The organism is Microbacterium sp. SLBN-146 (assembly GCF_006715145.1).
Taxonomy (GTDB): Bacteria; Actinomycetota; Actinomycetes; order Actinomycetales; family Microbacteriaceae; genus Microbacterium.
In genome coordinates, this window is the sequence record NZ_VFMR01000001.1 from 3,478,179 (window position 1) to 3,495,918 (window position 17,740).

16 protein-coding genes are annotated in these 17,740 nt (G+C 70.1%); 7 read left to right on the forward strand and 9 right to left on the reverse strand.

The window, feature by feature from the left end; translation table 11 throughout:
* Positions 1 to 256: 256 nt before the first annotated feature.
* From hpf to mtrA, 5 genes are all read right to left on the reverse strand, one after another.
* The gene (hpf, locus tag FBY39_RS15770) at positions 257 to 916 is read right to left on the reverse strand and encodes a ribosome hibernation-promoting factor, HPF/YfiA family (protein WP_141933537.1); all 660 of its coding nucleotides are present in this window, start codon (positions 914 to 916) and stop codon (positions 257 to 259) included.
* A gap of 110 nt (positions 917 to 1,026) precedes the next feature.
* Positions 1,027 to 1,707, reverse strand: coding sequence for a ComF family protein (locus FBY39_RS15775; RefSeq protein ID WP_260838029.1), 681 nt, complete (start codon positions 1,705 to 1,707; stop codon positions 1,027 to 1,029).
* A 94-nt stretch (positions 1,708 to 1,801) separates the two neighbouring features.
* A complete protein-coding gene (locus tag FBY39_RS15780; RefSeq protein WP_141933539.1) occupies positions 1,802 to 3,466 on the reverse strand; it encodes an LpqB family beta-propeller domain-containing protein in 1,665 nt (554 codons plus the stop codon).
* A gap of 4 nt (positions 3,467 to 3,470) precedes the next feature.
* Positions 3,471 to 5,165, reverse strand: coding sequence for an MtrAB system histidine kinase MtrB (mtrB, locus tag FBY39_RS15785; protein WP_141933542.1), 1,695 nt, complete (start codon positions 5,163 to 5,165; stop codon positions 3,471 to 3,473).
* Positions 5,166 to 5,172: 7 nt separating this feature from the next.
* Positions 5,173 to 5,853 carry an MtrAB system response regulator MtrA gene (mtrA, locus tag FBY39_RS15790; protein WP_141933544.1) on the reverse strand — a complete coding sequence of 227 codons (681 nt, stop codon included), beginning with the start codon at positions 5,851 to 5,853 and terminating at the stop codon, positions 5,173 to 5,175.
* Positions 5,854 to 6,029: 176 nt separating this feature from the next.
* Here mtrA and FBY39_RS15795 point away from each other — a divergent pair, with 176 nt between their 5' ends.
* From FBY39_RS15795 to FBY39_RS15820, 6 genes are all read left to right on the forward strand, one after another.
* On the forward strand, positions 6,030 to 7,361 hold the full coding sequence (locus FBY39_RS15795) for a glycerophosphoryl diester phosphodiesterase membrane domain-containing protein (RefSeq protein WP_186336968.1): 1,332 nt from the start codon (positions 6,030 to 6,032) through the stop codon (positions 7,359 to 7,361).
* Positions 7,358 to 8,029 (forward strand): DUF4129 domain-containing protein, encoded by a 672-nt coding sequence (locus FBY39_RS15800; RefSeq protein WP_141933548.1) that lies wholly within the window; start codon positions 7,358 to 7,360, stop codon positions 8,027 to 8,029. Before FBY39_RS15795 ends, FBY39_RS15800 begins: the two co-directional genes overlap by 4 nt.
* Complete coding sequence (locus FBY39_RS15805; protein WP_260838030.1) at positions 8,026 to 9,204, forward strand: DUF4350 domain-containing protein; 1,179 nt, start codon at positions 8,026 to 8,028, stop codon at positions 9,202 to 9,204. The genes FBY39_RS15800 and FBY39_RS15805 overlap by 4 nt, the downstream gene beginning before the upstream one ends.
* The gene (locus FBY39_RS15810) at positions 9,201 to 10,187 is read left to right on the forward strand and encodes a MoxR family ATPase (protein WP_141933550.1); all 987 of its coding nucleotides are present in this window, start codon (positions 9,201 to 9,203) and stop codon (positions 10,185 to 10,187) included. Before FBY39_RS15805 ends, FBY39_RS15810 begins: the two co-directional genes overlap by 4 nt.
* 27 nt (positions 10,188 to 10,214) lie before the next feature.
* Entirely contained in the window at positions 10,215 to 11,516 is a 1,302-nt protein-coding gene (locus FBY39_RS15815) for a DUF58 domain-containing protein (RefSeq protein WP_141933552.1), read from the forward strand.
* A gap of 109 nt (positions 11,517 to 11,625) precedes the next feature.
* Complete coding sequence (locus tag FBY39_RS15820) at positions 11,626 to 12,423, forward strand: aquaporin (protein WP_141933554.1); 798 nt, start codon at positions 11,626 to 11,628, stop codon at positions 12,421 to 12,423.
* Between the two features lie 84 nt (positions 12,424 to 12,507).
* On the opposite strand, the gene katG is transcribed toward FBY39_RS15820, so the two are convergent.
* Genes katG through FBY39_RS15835 form a run of 3 tightly spaced genes read right to left on the reverse strand, consistent with a single transcriptional unit; the run spans position 12,508 to position 16,357 of the window.
* Positions 12,508 to 14,817, reverse strand: a complete 2,310-nt coding sequence (gene katG / locus FBY39_RS15825; protein WP_141933556.1) for a catalase/peroxidase HPI — start codon at positions 14,815 to 14,817, stop codon at positions 12,508 to 12,510.
* A complete protein-coding gene (locus FBY39_RS15830; protein WP_141933558.1) occupies positions 14,814 to 15,314 on the reverse strand; it encodes a Fur family transcriptional regulator in 501 nt (166 codons plus the stop codon). The genes katG and FBY39_RS15830 overlap by 4 nt, the downstream gene beginning before the upstream one ends.
* 47 nt (positions 15,315 to 15,361) lie before the next feature.
* Entirely contained in the window at positions 15,362 to 16,357 is a 996-nt protein-coding gene (locus tag FBY39_RS15835; protein WP_141933560.1) for a stage II sporulation protein M, read from the reverse strand.
* Positions 16,358 to 16,375: 18 nt separating this feature from the next.
* Here FBY39_RS15835 and FBY39_RS15840 point away from each other — a divergent pair, with 18 nt between their 5' ends.
* Positions 16,376 to 17,188, forward strand: a complete 813-nt coding sequence (locus tag FBY39_RS15840; protein WP_141933563.1) for an RDD family protein — start codon at positions 16,376 to 16,378, stop codon at positions 17,186 to 17,188.
* A gap of 6 nt (positions 17,189 to 17,194) precedes the next feature.
* Here the strand turns inward: FBY39_RS15840 and FBY39_RS15845 are convergent, their stop codons facing one another.
* Positions 17,195 to 17,401: a DUF3499 family protein gene (locus FBY39_RS15845; protein WP_141933564.1), complete on the reverse strand. Its 207-nt coding sequence runs from the start codon at positions 17,399 to 17,401 to the stop codon at positions 17,195 to 17,197.
* Positions 17,402 to 17,740: the final 339 nt, after the last annotated feature.

The following is a 17,740-nucleotide window of genomic DNA, read 5'->3' on the forward strand; positions in this document are numbered from 1 at the left end:
GAGCCCGCAGCCGCTGAGCGCAGCCTCGCAGCGCGCAGCCTGCAGCCCGCAGCCCGCAGCCCGCAGCCCGCACCCCGCACCCCCGCAGGGCGCCACCCCGCACCCCCGCAGGGCGCCACCCCGCAACCCCGCTCCCCCACAACCCCCGCCAGCGCCCGCACGCTCACCAAAGAAGAACGGATGCCGCGACCCGAAGGCCGCGGCATCCGCCTGTCCCGTACGGCTCAGCGACCGTGCGCAGTGCTGAGCCGCCGGGTCACGACGCGACAGCGTCGGGGACAGCCTGCGTCGTCAGGGAGATCACACCGTAGTCCCAGCCCTTGCGGCGGTAGACGACGCTCGGGTGGTCGGTGCGGGCATCGATGAAGAGGAAGAAGTCGTGTCCGACCAGCTCCATGCGGTCGACGGCGTCTTCGACGGTCATCCACTCCGGTCCGAACTGCTTCGTGCGGATGACGACGGGGGTGTACTCCTCCTCGTCCTCGGGTCCCGTGACGATGGGAACCTCGCCCGTCGCAACGGCACGGAGGACATCGACGGATGCCGGCTGCACATCCACTCCGCGCAGCGATCCGCTCTCCTTGTCGAGCACAGCTCCCCGTGGGTGCTTCCGCGCGTCGATGCGCTTGTCCTTGGCGCGGCGCAACTGCTCGGCGAGCTTGTCGACCGCCATGTCGAGAGCGGCGAACTTGTCGCCGTCGACGGCCTCCGCCCGTACGACCGGCCCCTTGCCGGTGAGCGTGAGCTCCACGGTCTCGTCTTCCATTCGCCCGTTGTGATACGCGCGGTGGGTGACCTTGACATCGAGCCTCTGCGCACGCGGCGCGAGGGTCTCGATGCGGATGGCCTTCTCTTCCACAACGCCGCGGAATCGGTCGGAGATGCTCACTCCCACGCCGACGATGCTGGTATCCATCCTTGACCTCCTTGTTCCGGTCCACCCGGTCAAGGGCGGACCATCAGTCGCCTTGGACTCTCCACGCTATCCCCCGGCCACCCCCCTGTCACCTATGAGTTGGGCGTGTGTCATCTTTGCCTGCGATCCTTGTCGGCTCTCCGGGGCGTCGCGGCGATCGTGACCGCGCCCGCCACGTCCACACCGACGGCCCGGAGCGCGCGCACCGCCTCGGAGAGAGTCGCCCCGGTCGTCATGACGTCGTCGACGACGACGACGCGGCCCGTCGGGACGCGCGTCACCGCAAGGCTCCCCTCGACGTTGCGGCGACGATCCGTGGCATCCAGTCCCCGCTGATCGCGAGGCTGACGCACGTAGCGGAACAGCCGCGCGGTCGGAAGCCCCGCCCGGCGAGCCACGAGCTCGACGACGCGGTATCCGCGGCGGCGGAACGATGCGCGCGACGTCGGAATCGGCGCGAGGGTGACGTCTGGGACGGATGCCGCCGCCGCGGCCGCGAACGCAGGGGCGAGGTCCCGCGCAAGTCCCGTGCGCCCGTCCTCCTTGAGAGCCCGGATGACGCGAGCCGCGACGTCATCGAAGACGAGACCGCTGTGAACGGGCACACCGTCTAGATCACCCCTCAGCGGCGTCGGCGCCAGGGAGGAGCGGCACACATCGCACAGGGACACGTCCGGCAGGCCGCATCCCGCGCACGAGACGGGGAGCACGAAGGCGAGCGCCTCTGCGAGCGCGCGACGGGTGCGCAACAGCGCGGGCGCGGGCGCGGGCGCAGGTGGTGGCATCGACATGGAGCCAGACTCGCGGCATCCCGCGCGTCACCCTGACCGCCCAGCGCACAACGTGGAGAGTTGCCCAGGACCGGCCCCTGGGGAGGACTCGACGCTACTCGGGCATGCCCTGCTGTGTCGCGAGCACGAGCACTCCACCGGCGATCTCCTGCCAGTTCTGCCCGCGACGGACGAACAGCGTCCCGTCCGACCCGAGCACCCTCGTCGTCGCGAGGGTCGCACCACCCGCGATCGACACGGCTTCGCCGGGCCCTGCACCCGCCGAGCCGGGGCCGCCGACGAGCTGCTCGAGCACGCTCATCGACCCCGAGTCACCCGAGAGGACGCCGAGGGTCGTGTCGTCGAGCCACGCGAGTCCGCGGCCCGCCCCCGTCGCCGTCCCGAGTTCGAGTGGCGCGCCGAGAAGCCATCCCGTCCCTCCGCCTGTCCGCACGATTCCCGAGACGAGGACGATCGTGCGACCACCGGCCGTCACGACGGCGGCCATCCGGGCACCGTCGCGGGACACCGCCATCGCCGAGATCTGACTGGCTTCGGGCCATGCGTCGCCGACCGAGATGACACTCCCGTCGGGAAGCTGCGCGCGAAGCGCCTGCGGGTCTTCCCGCGGCACCGTCCAGATGACACCGAGCGGATCGATCGTGGGAGAGATGACACCGGGCCGGTCGTCGACGAGCGTGTCCTCGCCGACGGCGGGAATACGCCACACGGCGCCGTCTGCGAGTTGCACGGCTGCCACGTCGCGATCGGGGCCGACCTGCACGGAGACGGCATCGAGGCTCCCGATCTTGCCGGACAGCCCGGGGATGGGCGTGAGCCCGGACGCCGAAAGGAAGCCGAAGCCCTCGTCTGTCGAGACCAGCGCCTGCCCGGCGATCGTCGTCCGGCGCACGGGAACCGCCTCCGCGGCGAGCGTCGTCGTGCCCACGAGCATCTCGACCTCGCTCACTCCCGCACCGCTGAGACTCTCCTCGAGCTGCGTCTGCATGCGGTCCCACGTCTGCTGGTCCAGGGCGAGGGCCGCGTCGCTGAGCTGGACGGTCGCGACGCCGGCGTTGACGGGGGCGGAGACCACTTCCACCCCCTCGAACGCGGACACGACGGATGCCGCGAGCCATTCGCTCTCCGGACGGTTCACGAGCGCTTCGGTGATGCGCGTCACGACGCGGGACCGCGTGAACCAGCGGACGTCGGGCACGAGGTGGTCCCACGAGGGGTCGAAGTAGGCGAGGGAGTAGGGTCCGAAGACGGACGGGAACAGTGCCCGGTCGAGGACGATCCCGTCGGGTGCCTCGATGATCCGCCACTCGCCGTCCGACTGCTGCGCGAGCTCGAATGTCAGGGCTGTCGTACCCTCGTCGACGCGCTCGTAGGAGCCCTTCTCGTCGACGCGCGCGACCTGCGACGCGAGCACCGAGACGGTGTCCTCGTCGAGCTCTCGCGTCGTGCGCGTTCCCAGCACATCGATCGTGACGCCTGCCTGCGGCTGCCATTCGACACGGAACGCCGGTGAGAGGAACTCTCTCGCTCGGGCCCAGTCATCCTGCGGGCCCGACCCCGCCCGCAGGAACCCGTCGACGATCTCGGCGGGCGACGCCCCGGGACGCGGCGGGTCAGGCACGAGCGAGAAGTCGGGAGGCTCGACGTCGCCACCGAGAACGCGGCCCTCGTTGACACCGCCGGCGGTCGGGATCCCGGCGCACCCCGTGAGCACGAGCACCGTCGCGGCGGCGACGAGCACAGTCAGCATCCTCTTCATCTCGTCACCCCTTCGCCGGTTCGATGGGGCCGCCACGGACGACCTCGATGGGCTGGGTGCGGCCGAGGTCGTCGAGGTCGATCGCGTCACCGCCGGGGTCGAGGGGCAGGGGCGACGACGGCGTCGTGAGGCCGGCGTCCTGGCGCGGGAGGGTCAGGACGAAGTTCGAGCCGAGGCCCAGTTCGGACCACACCGCGAGCGTTCCCCCGTGGAGCCGGGCGTCTCCCAGCGCGATGGACAGGCCGAGACCCGTCCCACCGATCGTGCGGGTCCGCGCGGGGTCGGCCCGCCAGAAACGGTCGAAGACGCGCTCGACGTCTTCTGCACGCATCCCGAGACCGAAATCGCGAACGCCGAGGGCGACGGCGTGCGTGTTGCTGTCGACGGTGACGACGATGGGCCGTCCCTCGCCGTGCTCGATGGCGTTGCCGAGAAGATTGCGCACGATCCGACGGATGCGACGCGGGTCCATGTCGACGGGCGAGTAGCCACCCGGCGCGACGAGACGCACATCGCTCCCGTGCTGCTCGGCCAGCTGCCCCATCGACTCGATGACGTCTTCCGCGAGGTGCGCGAGACTCGTCGGCTCGAGCTCGAGCTGCACCGATCCGGCGTCGTAGCGACTGATCTCGAGGAGATCCGTGAGCAGCGTCTCGAAGCGCTGCACCTGGGCGTTGAGGAGTTCCGCGGCACGCGCCGTCGCGGGATCGAACTCGTCGCGTCGATCGTTGATCATGTCGGCGGCGAGGCGGATGGTCGTGAGCGGCGTGCGCAGTTCATGCGAGACGTCCGAAACGAACCGCTGCTGCACGAGCGAGAGGTCGGCGAGCTCCTTGATCTGCGACTCGATGCTGTCGGCCATGGCGTTGAACGAGCGCCCGAGCGTCGCCAGCTCATCCTCACCGCGGACGGGCAGTCGCACGTTGAGTCGACCCGCCGCGAGCTTGGCGCTCGTGTCGGCCGCTTCGCCGATCGGCGTCGTCACCGAGCGCAGCACGAACCAGGCGATGCCGCTGATGAGGAGGACCAGGGCGATCCCGACGCCCCACAGGGTGGCCTGGACGAACCCGAGCGTCTGCGAGGCCGTGCTGAGGTCGTAGGCGACGTAGACGGCGTAGGGCCCCACGTCGGCGACGGGGATCGACAACTGCTGTCCCACGATGATGCCGGGCACCTGCGTACCGTCCGCGCCGGTCAGCGCGACCGACTGCCACCACTGCTGACTCTCATCCTGCTCGACGCTGGCGATGAGATCCGGGGTGATGGAGGCTTCGAAAGCGAGTCCTGCGCGGGTGTCCTGCGGGGCGATTTGCGACGGCGCCGTGTCGATGCGGGCCACCTCGATGCCGTCGCCCGCGGCCTGCAGCAGGAGGCTCTGCGACACCGTCGTCATGAGGTTCTGCAACTGGACGGCATCCCCCAGGACCGCCGAATTGAGAGTCGTCTGCGCGGCCGTGGTCGCACGCAGGGAGTCGCTCAAGATCTGGTCCTTGCGCGATTCGAACAGGTCGTTCTGAATCGAGATCGCCATCCACAGACACGCGATGACGACGGCGAGCGCCGTCAGGGCGAGCGTCACGAGGATCGTGCGGAATCGCAGCGACCGGCGCCACAGACCCGCGAGGTTGTCGGGCCATGCCCGCCAGTCCCGCCAGTTCGGCGCCAGGGCCCGGGCGATCGACCCCGTGTCCGCCGTCATGCGCGCCTCAGACGACAGCGCCCGCGCGGTAGCCGACCCCGCGGACGGTCGTCACGATCTTGGGGTTGTCGGGATCGAGCTCGACCTTCGCCCGGAGTCGCTGTACGTGCACGTTCACGAGGCGCGTGTCGGCCTTGTAGTGGTATCCCCACACCTGTTCCAGGAGCATTTCGCGCGAGAAGACCTGCTGCGGCTTCGAGGCCAGCGCCACGAGCAGTTCGAATTCGAGCGGCGTGAGGGCGATGATGTCGTCGCCGCGGCGCACCTCGTGGGCCGCGACATCCACCGTCAAATCGCCGATCCGCATGACATCGGCCGCGGGCGCGGATGCCGGCCGGAGGCGCGTCCGGATACGCGCGACGAGCTCCTTCGGGTTGAACGGCTTGACGATGTAGTCGTCCGCCCCCGATTCGAGTCCCTTCACGACGTCGGCCGTGTCGGTGCGCGCTGTGAGCATGATGATCGGGATGCCGGACTCGGCACGCACCCGCGTGCAGATCTCGATTCCGTCCATCCCGGGAAGCATGAGATCGAGGAGGATCAGGTCGGGACGCTCGGCACGCCAGACGTCGACGGCCTGGCTCCCGTCGGCGCAGAAGACCGTGTCGAATCCCTCCGTGCGCAGCACGATGCCGATCATCTCGGCGAGAGCGGTGTCGTCATCGACGACCAGGATCCGTGATGTCATCTAACGCGTTCGTCCTTTGCGTCCATAGCCGGACGTCGCTCGAGCGACCCCCATGCTCCCCACAGAGTAGTCGACGCGGTCTGGACGCACGCCGAGCATGTGCCGCACTGTCAGGAATCGTCGATGTGACACGATGGACGTGCCTGCGGGCCGACCACCCACAAGGAGGACCCCGAGTGACCGCGTATCCCTCTTGGACCCCGGCCTCGCGCCCTGGCATCGTGCCGCTGCATCCGTTGTCGTTCGGCACGATCCTCGGACGATCGTTCGTCGCGCTGCGCCAGAACCCGAAGGTGCTCCTGGGCTTCGCGCTCGTCGTGCAGACGCTCGCGTACATCGCCGTGCTCGTCCTGATCGGGCTCGCCAGCTTCGCGACGTTCTCGCGTCTGGACACGCTGCGACCGGGCACGGAAGAGTTCGAGACGGTGCTCGCGGGCTCTATCGCACTGCTCGTGATCGTCTCGTTCGTCCTGAGCCTCGCTGCCGGGGCCGTCTCGGTCGTCGTGCAGGCCGTCGTCGTCGTCGAGGTGACACACGCCGTCGTGGCGGAGAAGCTCACCCTCGGCGCGATCTGGCGGCAGGTCAAGCCCAGCGCGTGGCGCCTCATCGGCTACTCCGCACTCCTCATGCTCGTGATCGGCGCGGGGCTGGCGATCCTCGTGACCGCGGTCCTGGCGCTCGCTGCCGCTGCCGCACCGGCCGCGATCGTCCTCACGATCTTCGGCATCCTCGGTGCGATTCCGCTCGTGTGGTGGCTCACGATCAAGCTCCTGCTCGTCCCGTCCGCCATCATCATCGAGCGCGCCACGATCCGCGGTGCCCTCGCCCGGTCCTGGCGGCTCACGCGCGGACGCTTCTGGCCGGCGCTGGGCGTCATCATCCTCATCTCGCTGACCTTCAGCGTGCTCGGGCAGATCGTCAGCATCCCGTTCAGCTTCCTCTCCCTCGGCGTCTCGACGATCATCGCCCCGACGGGCGACGTCGATACCGAGGCGATCATCGGATTCCTCATCTCCACGATCGCGACGTACGCCGTCCTTCTGGTCATCCAGTCGGTCGCCCTCGTCGTCCAGTCCACCGCGACGGGCCTCATCTACGTCGACGCGCGGATGCGCAAGGAGGGGCTCGACCTCGATCTGCTCGAGTACGTCGAGAAGCGGGATGCCGGAATGAGCGACCTTCCCGACCCGTACCTCGTCCACATCGGCCGTGATCTGTCGGCGCGCTTCGCTCCCGTCGCCTACGCGCAGCCGGGCTACCCGCAGGGATACCCGCCCCAGGCACCCCAGGGCTACCCGCAGGCTCCGCCGCAGGCGCCGCAGGGATACTCGCCGCAGGCACCCCAGGGGTATCCGCCTGCTCCGCCGCAGGCGCCCCAGGCATCCCCGCCCCAGGCATCCCCGCCGCAGACGTACCCGACGGCACCGCCCGCGGCCCCCGCAGCTCCTCCCGCATCGACGGCGTGGCAGGCGCCCGGCGCTTCCGACAGCGAACCGCCGCGCCCGTGAGATCCGCGTCGCAGCTCGCCGCGGCCATCCCCCTCGTCCCTGACGGCGACGAGGCGCGGCGCTGGGCGGAGCGCGAACTGACCGACCCCGTCTACGAAGCAGCCGAGCCGACATTCTTCGACCGCATGGCCCGCGCCGTCTTCGAGTTCTTCGAGAACCTCTTCAATGCCGAGGTCGACGGACAGTGGGGGCTTCTGCTCGCACTGATCGCGCTCGGCATCCTGATCATCATCGTCGTCGCGGCGATCGTGGTGTGGGGTCTTCCCCGCTCGACCCGCCGCGTCCGTGCCGCCACGGGTTCGCTCTTCGGCGACGATGACGAGCGGACCGCGGCGGAACTCCGGACAGCAGCGGCGGCGCATGCCGCGCGGGGCGAATGGGACTCCGCGATCATCGTCAGGTTTCGCGCGCTCGCGCGAGGTCTCGCCGAGCGCGGGATCGTCGAGACCCCACCAGGAGCCACGGTGCACGCCTTCGCCCGGGCTGCCGCGTCAGCATTCCCGGCGCACACGGATGCTCTCGAGGATGCCGCAGCCGCGTTCGACGACGTGCGCTATCTCCGTCGCCCTGGCACTTCCGACCTCTACACGCGGGTCGCTTCCGTCGACGAGGCGGTCGCCGGCGCACGCGCATCGACGCACTCCGAGCGGGCCGAGGTGTTCGCATGAGCACGAGCATCGAGATCCGCGAGACGTCGCGCGGACGCCGCGTGTCGGTCTGGATCGCGATCGGGATCGTCGTCATCCTGATCGGCATCCTCGGCGGAGTCCTCAGCGGTCTCGGTGCGTGGAATCAGCGGAACGCCCTCGATCCGGAGTCGCCCGCCCCGCTCGGCACGCGGGCCGTCGCCGAGCTGCTCCGTGAGCAGGGCGTCGACGTGATCATCGCGCGCGACCGCGTCACGGCTCTTGAGGAACTGTCCGCGCGCGACGCGACACTCGTCCTCCCCGACGCCCCTGCACTGTCGGACCGTGGCGTCGAAACGCTCGTCGACGCCGCGATGGATGCCGTGCTCATCCAGCCGCGATCGAGAGACCTCCGCCTCTTCCTTCCCGGGTCGACGCCGACGGGAGTCGCAGAGGCCGCGCCCGTCGAGCCGCAGTGCGATCTGCCCGAGGCCGAGCGCTCGGGCGCCGTCGTCCCGGGACGGGTCTTCGCCCCGAGCGGCGGCGCGGTCATCGCGTGCTACCCCGCGGAGAACGAGAGCTACGGACTCCTCGTCCAGAGCGACGGTGAGCACCGCGTCGCCGCCGTCGACGGGGCGGCGCTCTTCGTCAACGAATCCCTCGCCGCCGATGGCAACGCCGCGCTCGCTCTGAACCTCATGGGGCGCCACGCCGTCCTCGTCTGGTACGTCCCGAGCCTCTCCGACACCGATCTCGCCGATACGACTCCCTCGCTCGGCGACCTCACGCCGCCGTGGGTGAGCCCCGCGATCCTCATCCTGATCGCCGCCGGGATCGCTGCCGCCGTCTGGCGGGGCCGCCGATTCGGACCGCTCGTGGCCGAGCGCCTCCCCGTGACCGTCCGCGCGTCCGAGACGACCGAGGGCCTGGGACGGCTCTACGCGGGCTCCCGCGACTCTGTCCATGCCGCCGAGCAGCTGCGGATCGCCGCTCTCACACGGCTCGCGCGCCGCCTGTCGCTCGGCAACGGCGCAACGCCGACGGAGATCGCGGATGCCGCCGCCGCCCGCATCGGCGCGGACCGCGGCGTCGTCCGCGGCATCCTCGTCGACGACGCGACACGCACCGACACCGACCTCCTCACACTCCGCGCGCGTCTCCGCGACCTCGAAGACGCCGTGTACGCGGCCGTCCGACCCGAAGGGAATCCCCGATGACCGACACTCCGCCCAGCGCTCCGCGCCTCGACGACACGGAGCTCCGCGACGCGATGAACCGGGTCCGCATCGAGGTCGGCAAGGCCGTCATCGGTCAGGACGGTACCGTGACGGGTCTTCTCATCGCCCTGCTCGCGGGTGGACACGTGCTCCTCGAGGGGGTTCCCGGCGTCGCGAAGACCCTGCTCGTCCGCTCCTTCTCGACGGCGCTCGGGCTCGACACGAAGCGGATCCAGTTCACCCCCGACCTCATGCCGGGCGACGTTTCGGGATCGCTCGTCTACGACGCCAAGACGGGCGAGTTCGAGTTCCGCGACGGTCCGGTGTTCACCAACATCCTTCTCGCCGACGAGATCAACCGGACGCCGCCCAAGACCCAGGCCGCGCTCCTGGAGGCGATGGAGGAACGTCAGGTGTCGACCGACGGCGTGTCCCGGCCGCTCCCCCACCCGTTCCTCGTCGCGGCGACGCAGAACCCCATCGAGCACGAGGGCACGTACACGCTTCCCGAGGCGCAACTCGACCGGTTCCTCCTCAAGCTCATCGTGGGCATGCCCGCTCGCGACGCCGAGCTCGCGGTGCTCCGCCGTCACGCGGAGGGCTTCGACCCTCGAGATCTCGCGGGCGCGGGGCTCACGGCCGTCGCGACGGCGGACGAGCTGCGGGCGGCCCAGGCTGCCGCGGCATCCGTCTCGGTGTCGGACGACGTCCTCGGGTACGTCGTCGACCTCGCGAGGGCCACGCGAGAGAGCCCGTCGGTCCAGCTGGGAGTGTCTCCTCGCGCCGCGACGGCACTCCTCGCCGCGGCGAAGGCGTGGGCGTGGCTGGGCGGCTATCCGGCCATCACCCCCGACCACGTGCAGACGATGCTCGTCCCCGCCTGGCGCCACCGGATCCGGCTGCGGCCCGACGCCGAGCTCGAGGGTGTCTCCGTCGACGCCGTCCTCGCGTCGGTCGTGCAGCAGACCCGCGTTCCCATCTGACCCGTCGGATCCGATCACGGCAACCGCATGTTCCTCACCGCTCGTACCCCCGTTCTCGTCGCCCTCGGCGTCGTGCCCGTCATCGCACTCTCGGTGGCGGGCGGGGATCCGTGGCTCGTCGCCGCGGCCTGGATCGCGCTGTGCGTCATCCTCGCGCTGACGGATGCCGCGGCGGCCCCCGGCGCACGCCAGGTCACGGTCGAGCGCACGATTCCGCGGAGGGTGCTGCTCGGTCAGAACGTCGCCACGACGGTGCGGCTGCGCAATGGCGGTCGCCGCCGCATCCGCGGTGTGGTCCGAGACGCGTGGCAGCCGACGGCAGGGGCGCCCGCCACGCGGTACACCGTCGACATCCCTCCCGGTGAGAGCCGCGCGGTGACGGTCCCCCTGCTTCCCCGACGTCGCGGCGAACTCAGGTCGGCGTTCGTCGCCCTGCGCACGCGTGGCCCGCTGGGGCTCGCCGGACGCCAGTCCCGCCTCGACGCTCCCGGCGCGCTCCGGGTCCTCCCTCCCTTCACGTCGCGGCGCCACCTTCCTTCGCGGCTCGCGCGGCTTCGCGAGCTCGACGGATCGACGAGCGTGCAGGTCCGCGGCCAGGGGACGGAGTTCGACAGTCTTCGCGAGTACGTGCGCGGCGACGACGTGCGCTCGATCGATTGGCGCGCGACGGCACGGTCGTCCCACACCATGATCCGCACGTGGCGGCCCGAGCGGGATCGGCACGTCGTGATCGTCATCGACACGGGGCGCACCGCCGCCGCACGCGTCGGTGACGGCGTCCGACTCGACGCCGCGATGGAAGCTGCTCTCCTCCTGTCGGCCCTCGCGAGCCGCGCGGGCGATCATGTCCACCTCGTCATGTTCGATCGGACGACGCGGGCCCGCGTGACACGCGTCGACGGACCGGGTCTCCTGCCCGCCCTCGTCGATGCGATGGCTCCCGTCGAGCCGCAGCTCATCGACACCGATTGGGATGCCGCCTTCGCCCACGTGCGCACGCTCACATCGCGACCGTCTCTCGTGGTCCTCCTGACGGCGCAGGACGCCGTCGATGCCTCCCGCGGTTTCCTCGGATCACTCCCCGCCGTCACCGCCCGCGCGCACGTTCTCGTGGGGACCGTGACCGACGAGCCGCTCCCGTCCGTCGAGCGCCCCGACGCGACCGATGTCTACCGCGAAGCGGCCGCCGAGCGGACGGCGCGCGAGGCCGCTCGCGTCGCGTCGGCCGTCGCACGCGCGGGAGCCGAGGCCATCACCGACACACCCGAGTCGCTCCCGCCGCGGATCGCCGACCGCTATCTCGCGCTCAAAGCCGCGGGAAGGCTCTGACCCGCGACCTCCTTCGCGGCATTCGTGCCGCCCTGCCGCACGCAGCGCGTCGGATCTGGGAAAACGCTGTGCATGGGTCTACTCTTCGGATCGAAGAAAGGAGGCCGTCATGACGGACACACCCAGTACCGAGCCGACCACGGCCAACAAACTGGTCGCCGAAGCGCTCGGCACCTTCCTGCTCGTCTTCGGGTCGATCGGCACGGCGCTCTTCGCCGCCGACTTCGGCACGGGTGCCGCGGGGACATCGCTCGGCGTCGGCTTCGTCGGGGTCGCGCTCGCCTTCGGCCTGACGCTCATGGCCGGCATCTACGCGTGGGGCGGGATCTCGGGAGGCCACTTCAATCCGGCCGTCACGCTCGGTCTCGCCGCGGCGGGCCGCTTCGCTTGGAAGGACGCGCCCGGCTACATCATCGCGCAGATCGTGGGTGGCGCCGTCGGCACGACCCTGATCGTGCTGATCGGCATCTTCGGACCCGCTGACTGGCTGTCACAGGCGCAGGCGGGGGGATTCGCGAGCAACGGATACGGTGACGGCGCCTTCGGGTCCCCGGGCGGATTCGGCCTCGGCGCCGCCATCATCGCCGAAGTGCTCTTCACGGCCATCTTCGTCCTCGTGATCCTCGGCGTGACGAACGCACGACGCGGCAACGGAAACGTCGCGGGCCTCTCGATCGGGCTGACGCTCACCGTCATCCACCTCGCATCGATCCCGATCGACAACACGTCCGTGAACCCGGCGCGTTCGATCGCGACGGCCATCTACGGTGGGATCGACCCACTGGCTCAGCTGTGGGTCTTCATCGTCTTCCCGCTCGTCGGCGGCATCCTCGCCGGATGGCTCCACCGCGCGCTCTTCGAGCCGACGAAGCTCCCGACGATCCAGAGCGAGGGCCGCGTGCGCTGACGCATACGCCCGAGACAGAGGAGCGGCCCGCCCCCGGATTCCGGGGCGGGCCGCTCTCTTCGTCAGCGCTGTTGAGCCGTCGGCTCAGCGCAGGTCGAACCGATCGAGCTCCGTGACCTTGCCCCACGCCTCCACGAAGTCGCGGACGAACTTCTCGTGCGCGTCATCGGAGGCATAGACCTCGGCCAGCGCACGCAGCTCGGAGTTCGATCCGAACAGCAGGTCGACGCGCGTCCCGCGTCCGAAGACCTCACCGGAGCCGTCGCGCGTGCCCTGGAAGGCGTGCGACCCGGGATCGAGAGGCTTCCACGTCGTGCCGAGGTCGAGGAGGTTCACGAAGAAGTCGTTCGTGAGCACGCCCGGACGGTCGGTGAAGACGCCGTAGGCCGAGTCGTCCCAGTTCGCACCGAGGACGCGGAGGCCTCCCACGAGCACCGTCATCTCGGGAGCCGTGAGCGTCAGGAGGTTGGCGCGGTCGAGCAGGTGGTACTCGGCCGGCATCGAGGCGAGCGGACCCTGGTAGTTGCGGAAGCCGTCCGCCGCCGGCTCGAGGAACGAGAACGACACATCGTCGGTCTGCTCCTGCGACGCATCCGTACGGCCCGGGTGGAAGACGACGTGCGCCTGCACTCCGGCATCCGCTGCCGCCTTCTCGACGCCCGCGTTGCCGGCGAGCACGATGAGATCGGCGAGCGAGACCTTCTTGCCGTCGGTGCGCCCCTCGTTGAAGGACGCCTGGATGCCCTCGAGAACGCCGAGCACGCGAGCGAGCTGCTCGGGCTTGTTGACCGACCAGTCCTTCTGCGGCGACAGGCGGATGCGGGCACCGTTCACGCCGCCGCGCTTGTCGCTGCCGCGGAACGTCGAGGCCGCGGCCCACGTCGTCGCGACGAGCTCGGCGACCGTGAGGCCCGAATCGAGCACCTGCGCCTTGAGGTTCGCGGCATCCGCGTCGTCGATCAGCGCGTGGTCGACGGCGGGTACGGGGTCCTGCCAGATGAGCTCCTCCGTCGGCACCTCGGGTCCGAGGTAGCGGGCGATCGGTCCCATGTCGCGGTGCGTCAGCTTGAACCATGCACGGGCGAAGGCGTCGCCGAACGCGACGGGGTCGTCCTTGAAGCGGCGCGAGACCTCGTCGTAGGCCGGGTCCATCCGAAGGGCGAGGTCACTCGTGAGCATGCGCGGCTCGCGGCGACCCGACGAGTGCGCCATCGGCACCATGTCGGCTCCGCCGCCGTTGATGGGACGCCACTGGTGTCCCCCACCCGGACTGCGCATGAGCTCCCACTCGTAGGCGTACAGGATGTGGAAGAACTCGTTGTCCCAGCGGGTGGGGTGATACGTCCACGTCACCTCGAGGCCCGACGTGATCGTGTCATCGCCCTTCCCTGTGCCGAAGTTGTTCTTCCAGCCGAGACCCTGATTTTCGAGACCCGCCGCTTCGGGGTTGTCCTCGACGTTCGTGTCGGGTGCGGCGCCGTGGGTCTTTCCGAACGTGTGACCGCCGGCGATGAGGGCGACGGTCTCCTCGTCGTTCATCCCCATGCGACCGAACGTCTCGCGGATGTCGCGCGCCGAGGCGAGCGGATCGGGGTTGCCGTTGGGACCCTCGGGGTTGACGTAGATGAGACCCATCTGCACGGCTGCGAGGGGCTTCTCGAGCTCGCGGTCGCCCGAGTAACGCTCGTCGCCGAGCCACGTCGTCTCGGGACCCCAGTACACGTCGTCGTCGGGCTCCCAGACGTCGGGACGACCGCCGCCGAAGCCGAAGGTCTCGAACCCCATCGACTCGAGCGCGACGTTGCCAGCGAGGATCATGAGGTCGGCCCACGAGAGCGACTGACCGTACTTCTTCTTGACGGGCCACAGGATGCGGCGCGCCTTGTCGAGGCTCACGTTGTCGGGCCAGCTGTTGAGGGGGGCGAAGCGCTGCTGTCCGGCACCGCCGCCTCCGCGGCCGTCCGTGACGCGGTACGTTCCGGCGCTGTGCCACGCCATGCGGATCATGAGGGGGCCGTAGTGACCGAAGTCGGCGGGCCACCAGTCCTGGCTCGTCGTGAGGGTGTCGGCGATGTCGGCCTTGACGGCGGCGAGATCGAGCGACTCGAAGGCTGCCCGGTAGTCGAAGTCCTCCCCCAGCGGGTTACGCACCGCGGGGTTCTTCGCGAGGATCTTGATGTTGAGCTGGTTGGGCCACCAGACGCGGTTCGCCGACCCGCTGGTCGGGTGCGGCTGTCCGTGGACGACGGGGCAGGTCGCGTCGTCGGGGTTCGGGCTCGGACGCGTCTCGCCGTCGGCACGCTCGTCGACGGGAGTGTCGATGTCGGTGACCGACTGATCGATGTCGGTCGGGTTGTTGCCGATGCCTGTCGCGCTGTCGTCGATGTGGCTCATGGACTTCCTTCCTCAGGGGCTTCTGTGGTCTGTTCAGGTGTGGTCTGTGGGGTCGCGGTCTGCGTCGTCGCACAATCGGCGCAGAGGCCCCAGTAGGTGACTTCGGCGGTGTGGATGGCGAATCCGTGCGCATCGGACGGCGTCAGGCACGGAGCGTGGCCGACGCTGCAATCGACATCCTCGACCGCGCCGCACCCCGTGCAGACGAGATGGTGGTGGTTGTCGTCGACGCGCAGCTCGAACAGTCCCGGGCGTCCGGCCGGCTCGATGCGCCGGACGAGTCCCGCGTCGGCGAAGTCGCCGAGGGCGTTGTAGACGGACTGCAGGCTCGTCTGCGGAACCGACGCTGCGACCCGCTGGAACACGGCGTCCGCGCTCGAGTGCGGCTGCGCGCGCAGGGCGTCGACGACGGCGCGTCGAGAATCGGTGACGCGGAGTCCCGCACCGCGGATCAGGGTCGCGGCATCCGCTTCGGGATGCGACGCGGGCGAGACCATGACATCACTCTACGCGCCTGTTTTGATCTCTTCAAAAGAAGTCCGGGCTACCCCGCGACGAGGGTTGGCGTTCCCGCCTCGTACTCCGTGAGATCGCCCGTCTCACCCTGGCGATAGGCACGACGGCCCACCACGAGCATGTAGAAGAGGAAGACCCCGAGGGCCGCGGCACCGAGCGCGATCTTGACAGCAGCGGGCCACGACTGGGGAGTCACGAAGCCCTCGACGAGCCCCGCGAGGGCGAGCGCGAAGACGAGCCCGATCGCGATCGTGCCGAGGGACCTTCCGGCGGCGGCGAGCGCTTCGCCGCGTGAACGCGCGCCCGGCGCGACGAGAGCCCAGAAGATCTGCAGACCCGCAGCGCCCGCGACGAAGATGCACGTGAGCTCGAGGAGGCCGTGCGGAAGGATGAAAAGAAGGAAGACGTCGCCGCGGTCGAAAGCGAGCATGACCGCGGCCGAAGTTCCGATTCCGACGGCGTTCTGCACCAGCACCATGAGCGGCCAGAATCCCGTGATGCCGAAGAGCACGCACTGCGCCGCGATCCAGGCGTTGTTCGTCCACACCGTCCCGGCGAAGATGGCAGCCGGATTCTCGCTGTAGTAGCCCGTGAACTGCTCCTCGGCGTAGTACTCGAGCTGCGCCTGGGGGCCGAGCGTCGCGATGAGGGCGGGGTCGCCCGAAATCCAGAAGGCGACGAGCGTCGCGACCGCGATGAACGAGAGCGCGATGACGAGGGTCGTCCACCGCACGCGGTAGAGCGCCGCGGGAAGCTGCAGCACGAAGAAGCGCGGGATCTGGCGGAGCACGTTCTCGGGGGCGCCCGTCAGTCGAAGACGGGCCCGCGCGAGGATCGTCGAGACGTGGTCGCCCTCTGGCGTCCTCCCCGCCGACGTCTTGAGATCGGCGAGGTCGGCCGACGCGGACTGGTAGCGCGTCACGAGTTCGTCGGCCTCGGCCCCCGAGAGCCGGCGCGCCCTGCTGAGCTGATCGAGCCGAGCCCACTCGTCGCGTCGTGCGGCGGTGAGGGCGTCGAGATCCATTTGAGGTTAACTGTACGCATGACGTCGCCCGCGGCCCGTATCGTCACGATCCATCAGGACGAGATCCTGACGGGCGAGGCCGTCGCGCTGGACGTGCAGCCGATCGGGTTCTTCCTCCGCGCACTCGGAACCGTCATCGACATGATCGCGGGACTCATCCTCCTGGCGCTGTTCTCGCTCGCGGCGACCTTCCTTCTGGGCATCGATCTCATCGCCGACTCCGCTGGCCGGATCGTCGCGATCGCCCTCGTCGTGATCGTGATCGTCGTGATCCCGACGGCGGTCGAGACCTTCACGCGGGGGCGGAGCCTCGGCAAGCTCGCGGTTGGAGGCCGTATCGTCCGCACCGACGGCGGAGCGAGCGGGTTCCGTCAGGCGCTCATCCGGGCCCTCGTCGGCGTCCTCGAGCTCTGGTTCACCTTCGGCGCGGTCGCCGCGCTCGTCGGCGCTTTCACTCCGCGCTCGCAGCGGCTCGGCGACCTCCTTGCGGGGACATACTCCGAGCGCACGCGGACCCCCGCCCTCCCCGCGCCGGCACCCGGGCTTCCGCCGGCGCTCGCGGAGTGGGCGACCGTCGCCGATGTGGCGCGGCTCCCGGAACGCCTCTCGCGGCGCATCGCGCACTTCGCGCGTCAGGCGTCGGGCCTCGACCCCGCCGCGCGGGCGCGCGTTGCGGCATCCCTCGCCGACGAGTGCCTCCCGTTCGTCTCTCCCGTCCCGCCCGTCGACCCGGAGACGTTCGTCTGCGGGGTCGCGGCGATCCGTCGCGACCGGGAGCTCCGCGCCCTCGTGCTCGAGACCGAACGCGTCGAACGGCTCACCGCGGGCTGAGCGCTGTCAGACCCGCAACGTCTCGTGGCGGACGACGACCCACCCCTTGGGCACGGAAAGTCGATCGGTGTGGATGGCGCAGAGGTCGTGCGCGTGCGGATCCGTCCCCCCGCCCAGGGGACCCAGCGCCGCCATCTGGTCGCCGTAGTCGAACGTGAGGGTCGTCACCGCCTCGCGGGCGCATGCCACCTTGGAACACAGTCTCTCGCGCATCGGTGAAACCCTATCCGCGCGGTGACCCTCACCCCCGCAGGCCGCGCCGACGCGAACCCGGTCCGCCAGGTTCTCCCGCCGGTTGGGGCGCATCCCGACGCCCGGGGCGCACAATCCCCGCCCCGCGCGTACAACCCGCGCCCCACCAGACCAAACCACGCCCCGCACCCGCACTGCACCGCGCCGCTGACCGCCCGACCACCCATGCGCAGCTTGGGGCGCATCCCGACGCCCGGGGCGCACAATCCCCGCCCCGCGCGTACAACCCGCGCCCCACCAGACCAAACCACGCCCCCGCCACGCTCGTGGGCGGAGAGCCTTCGCGAGAACCTAGGATGG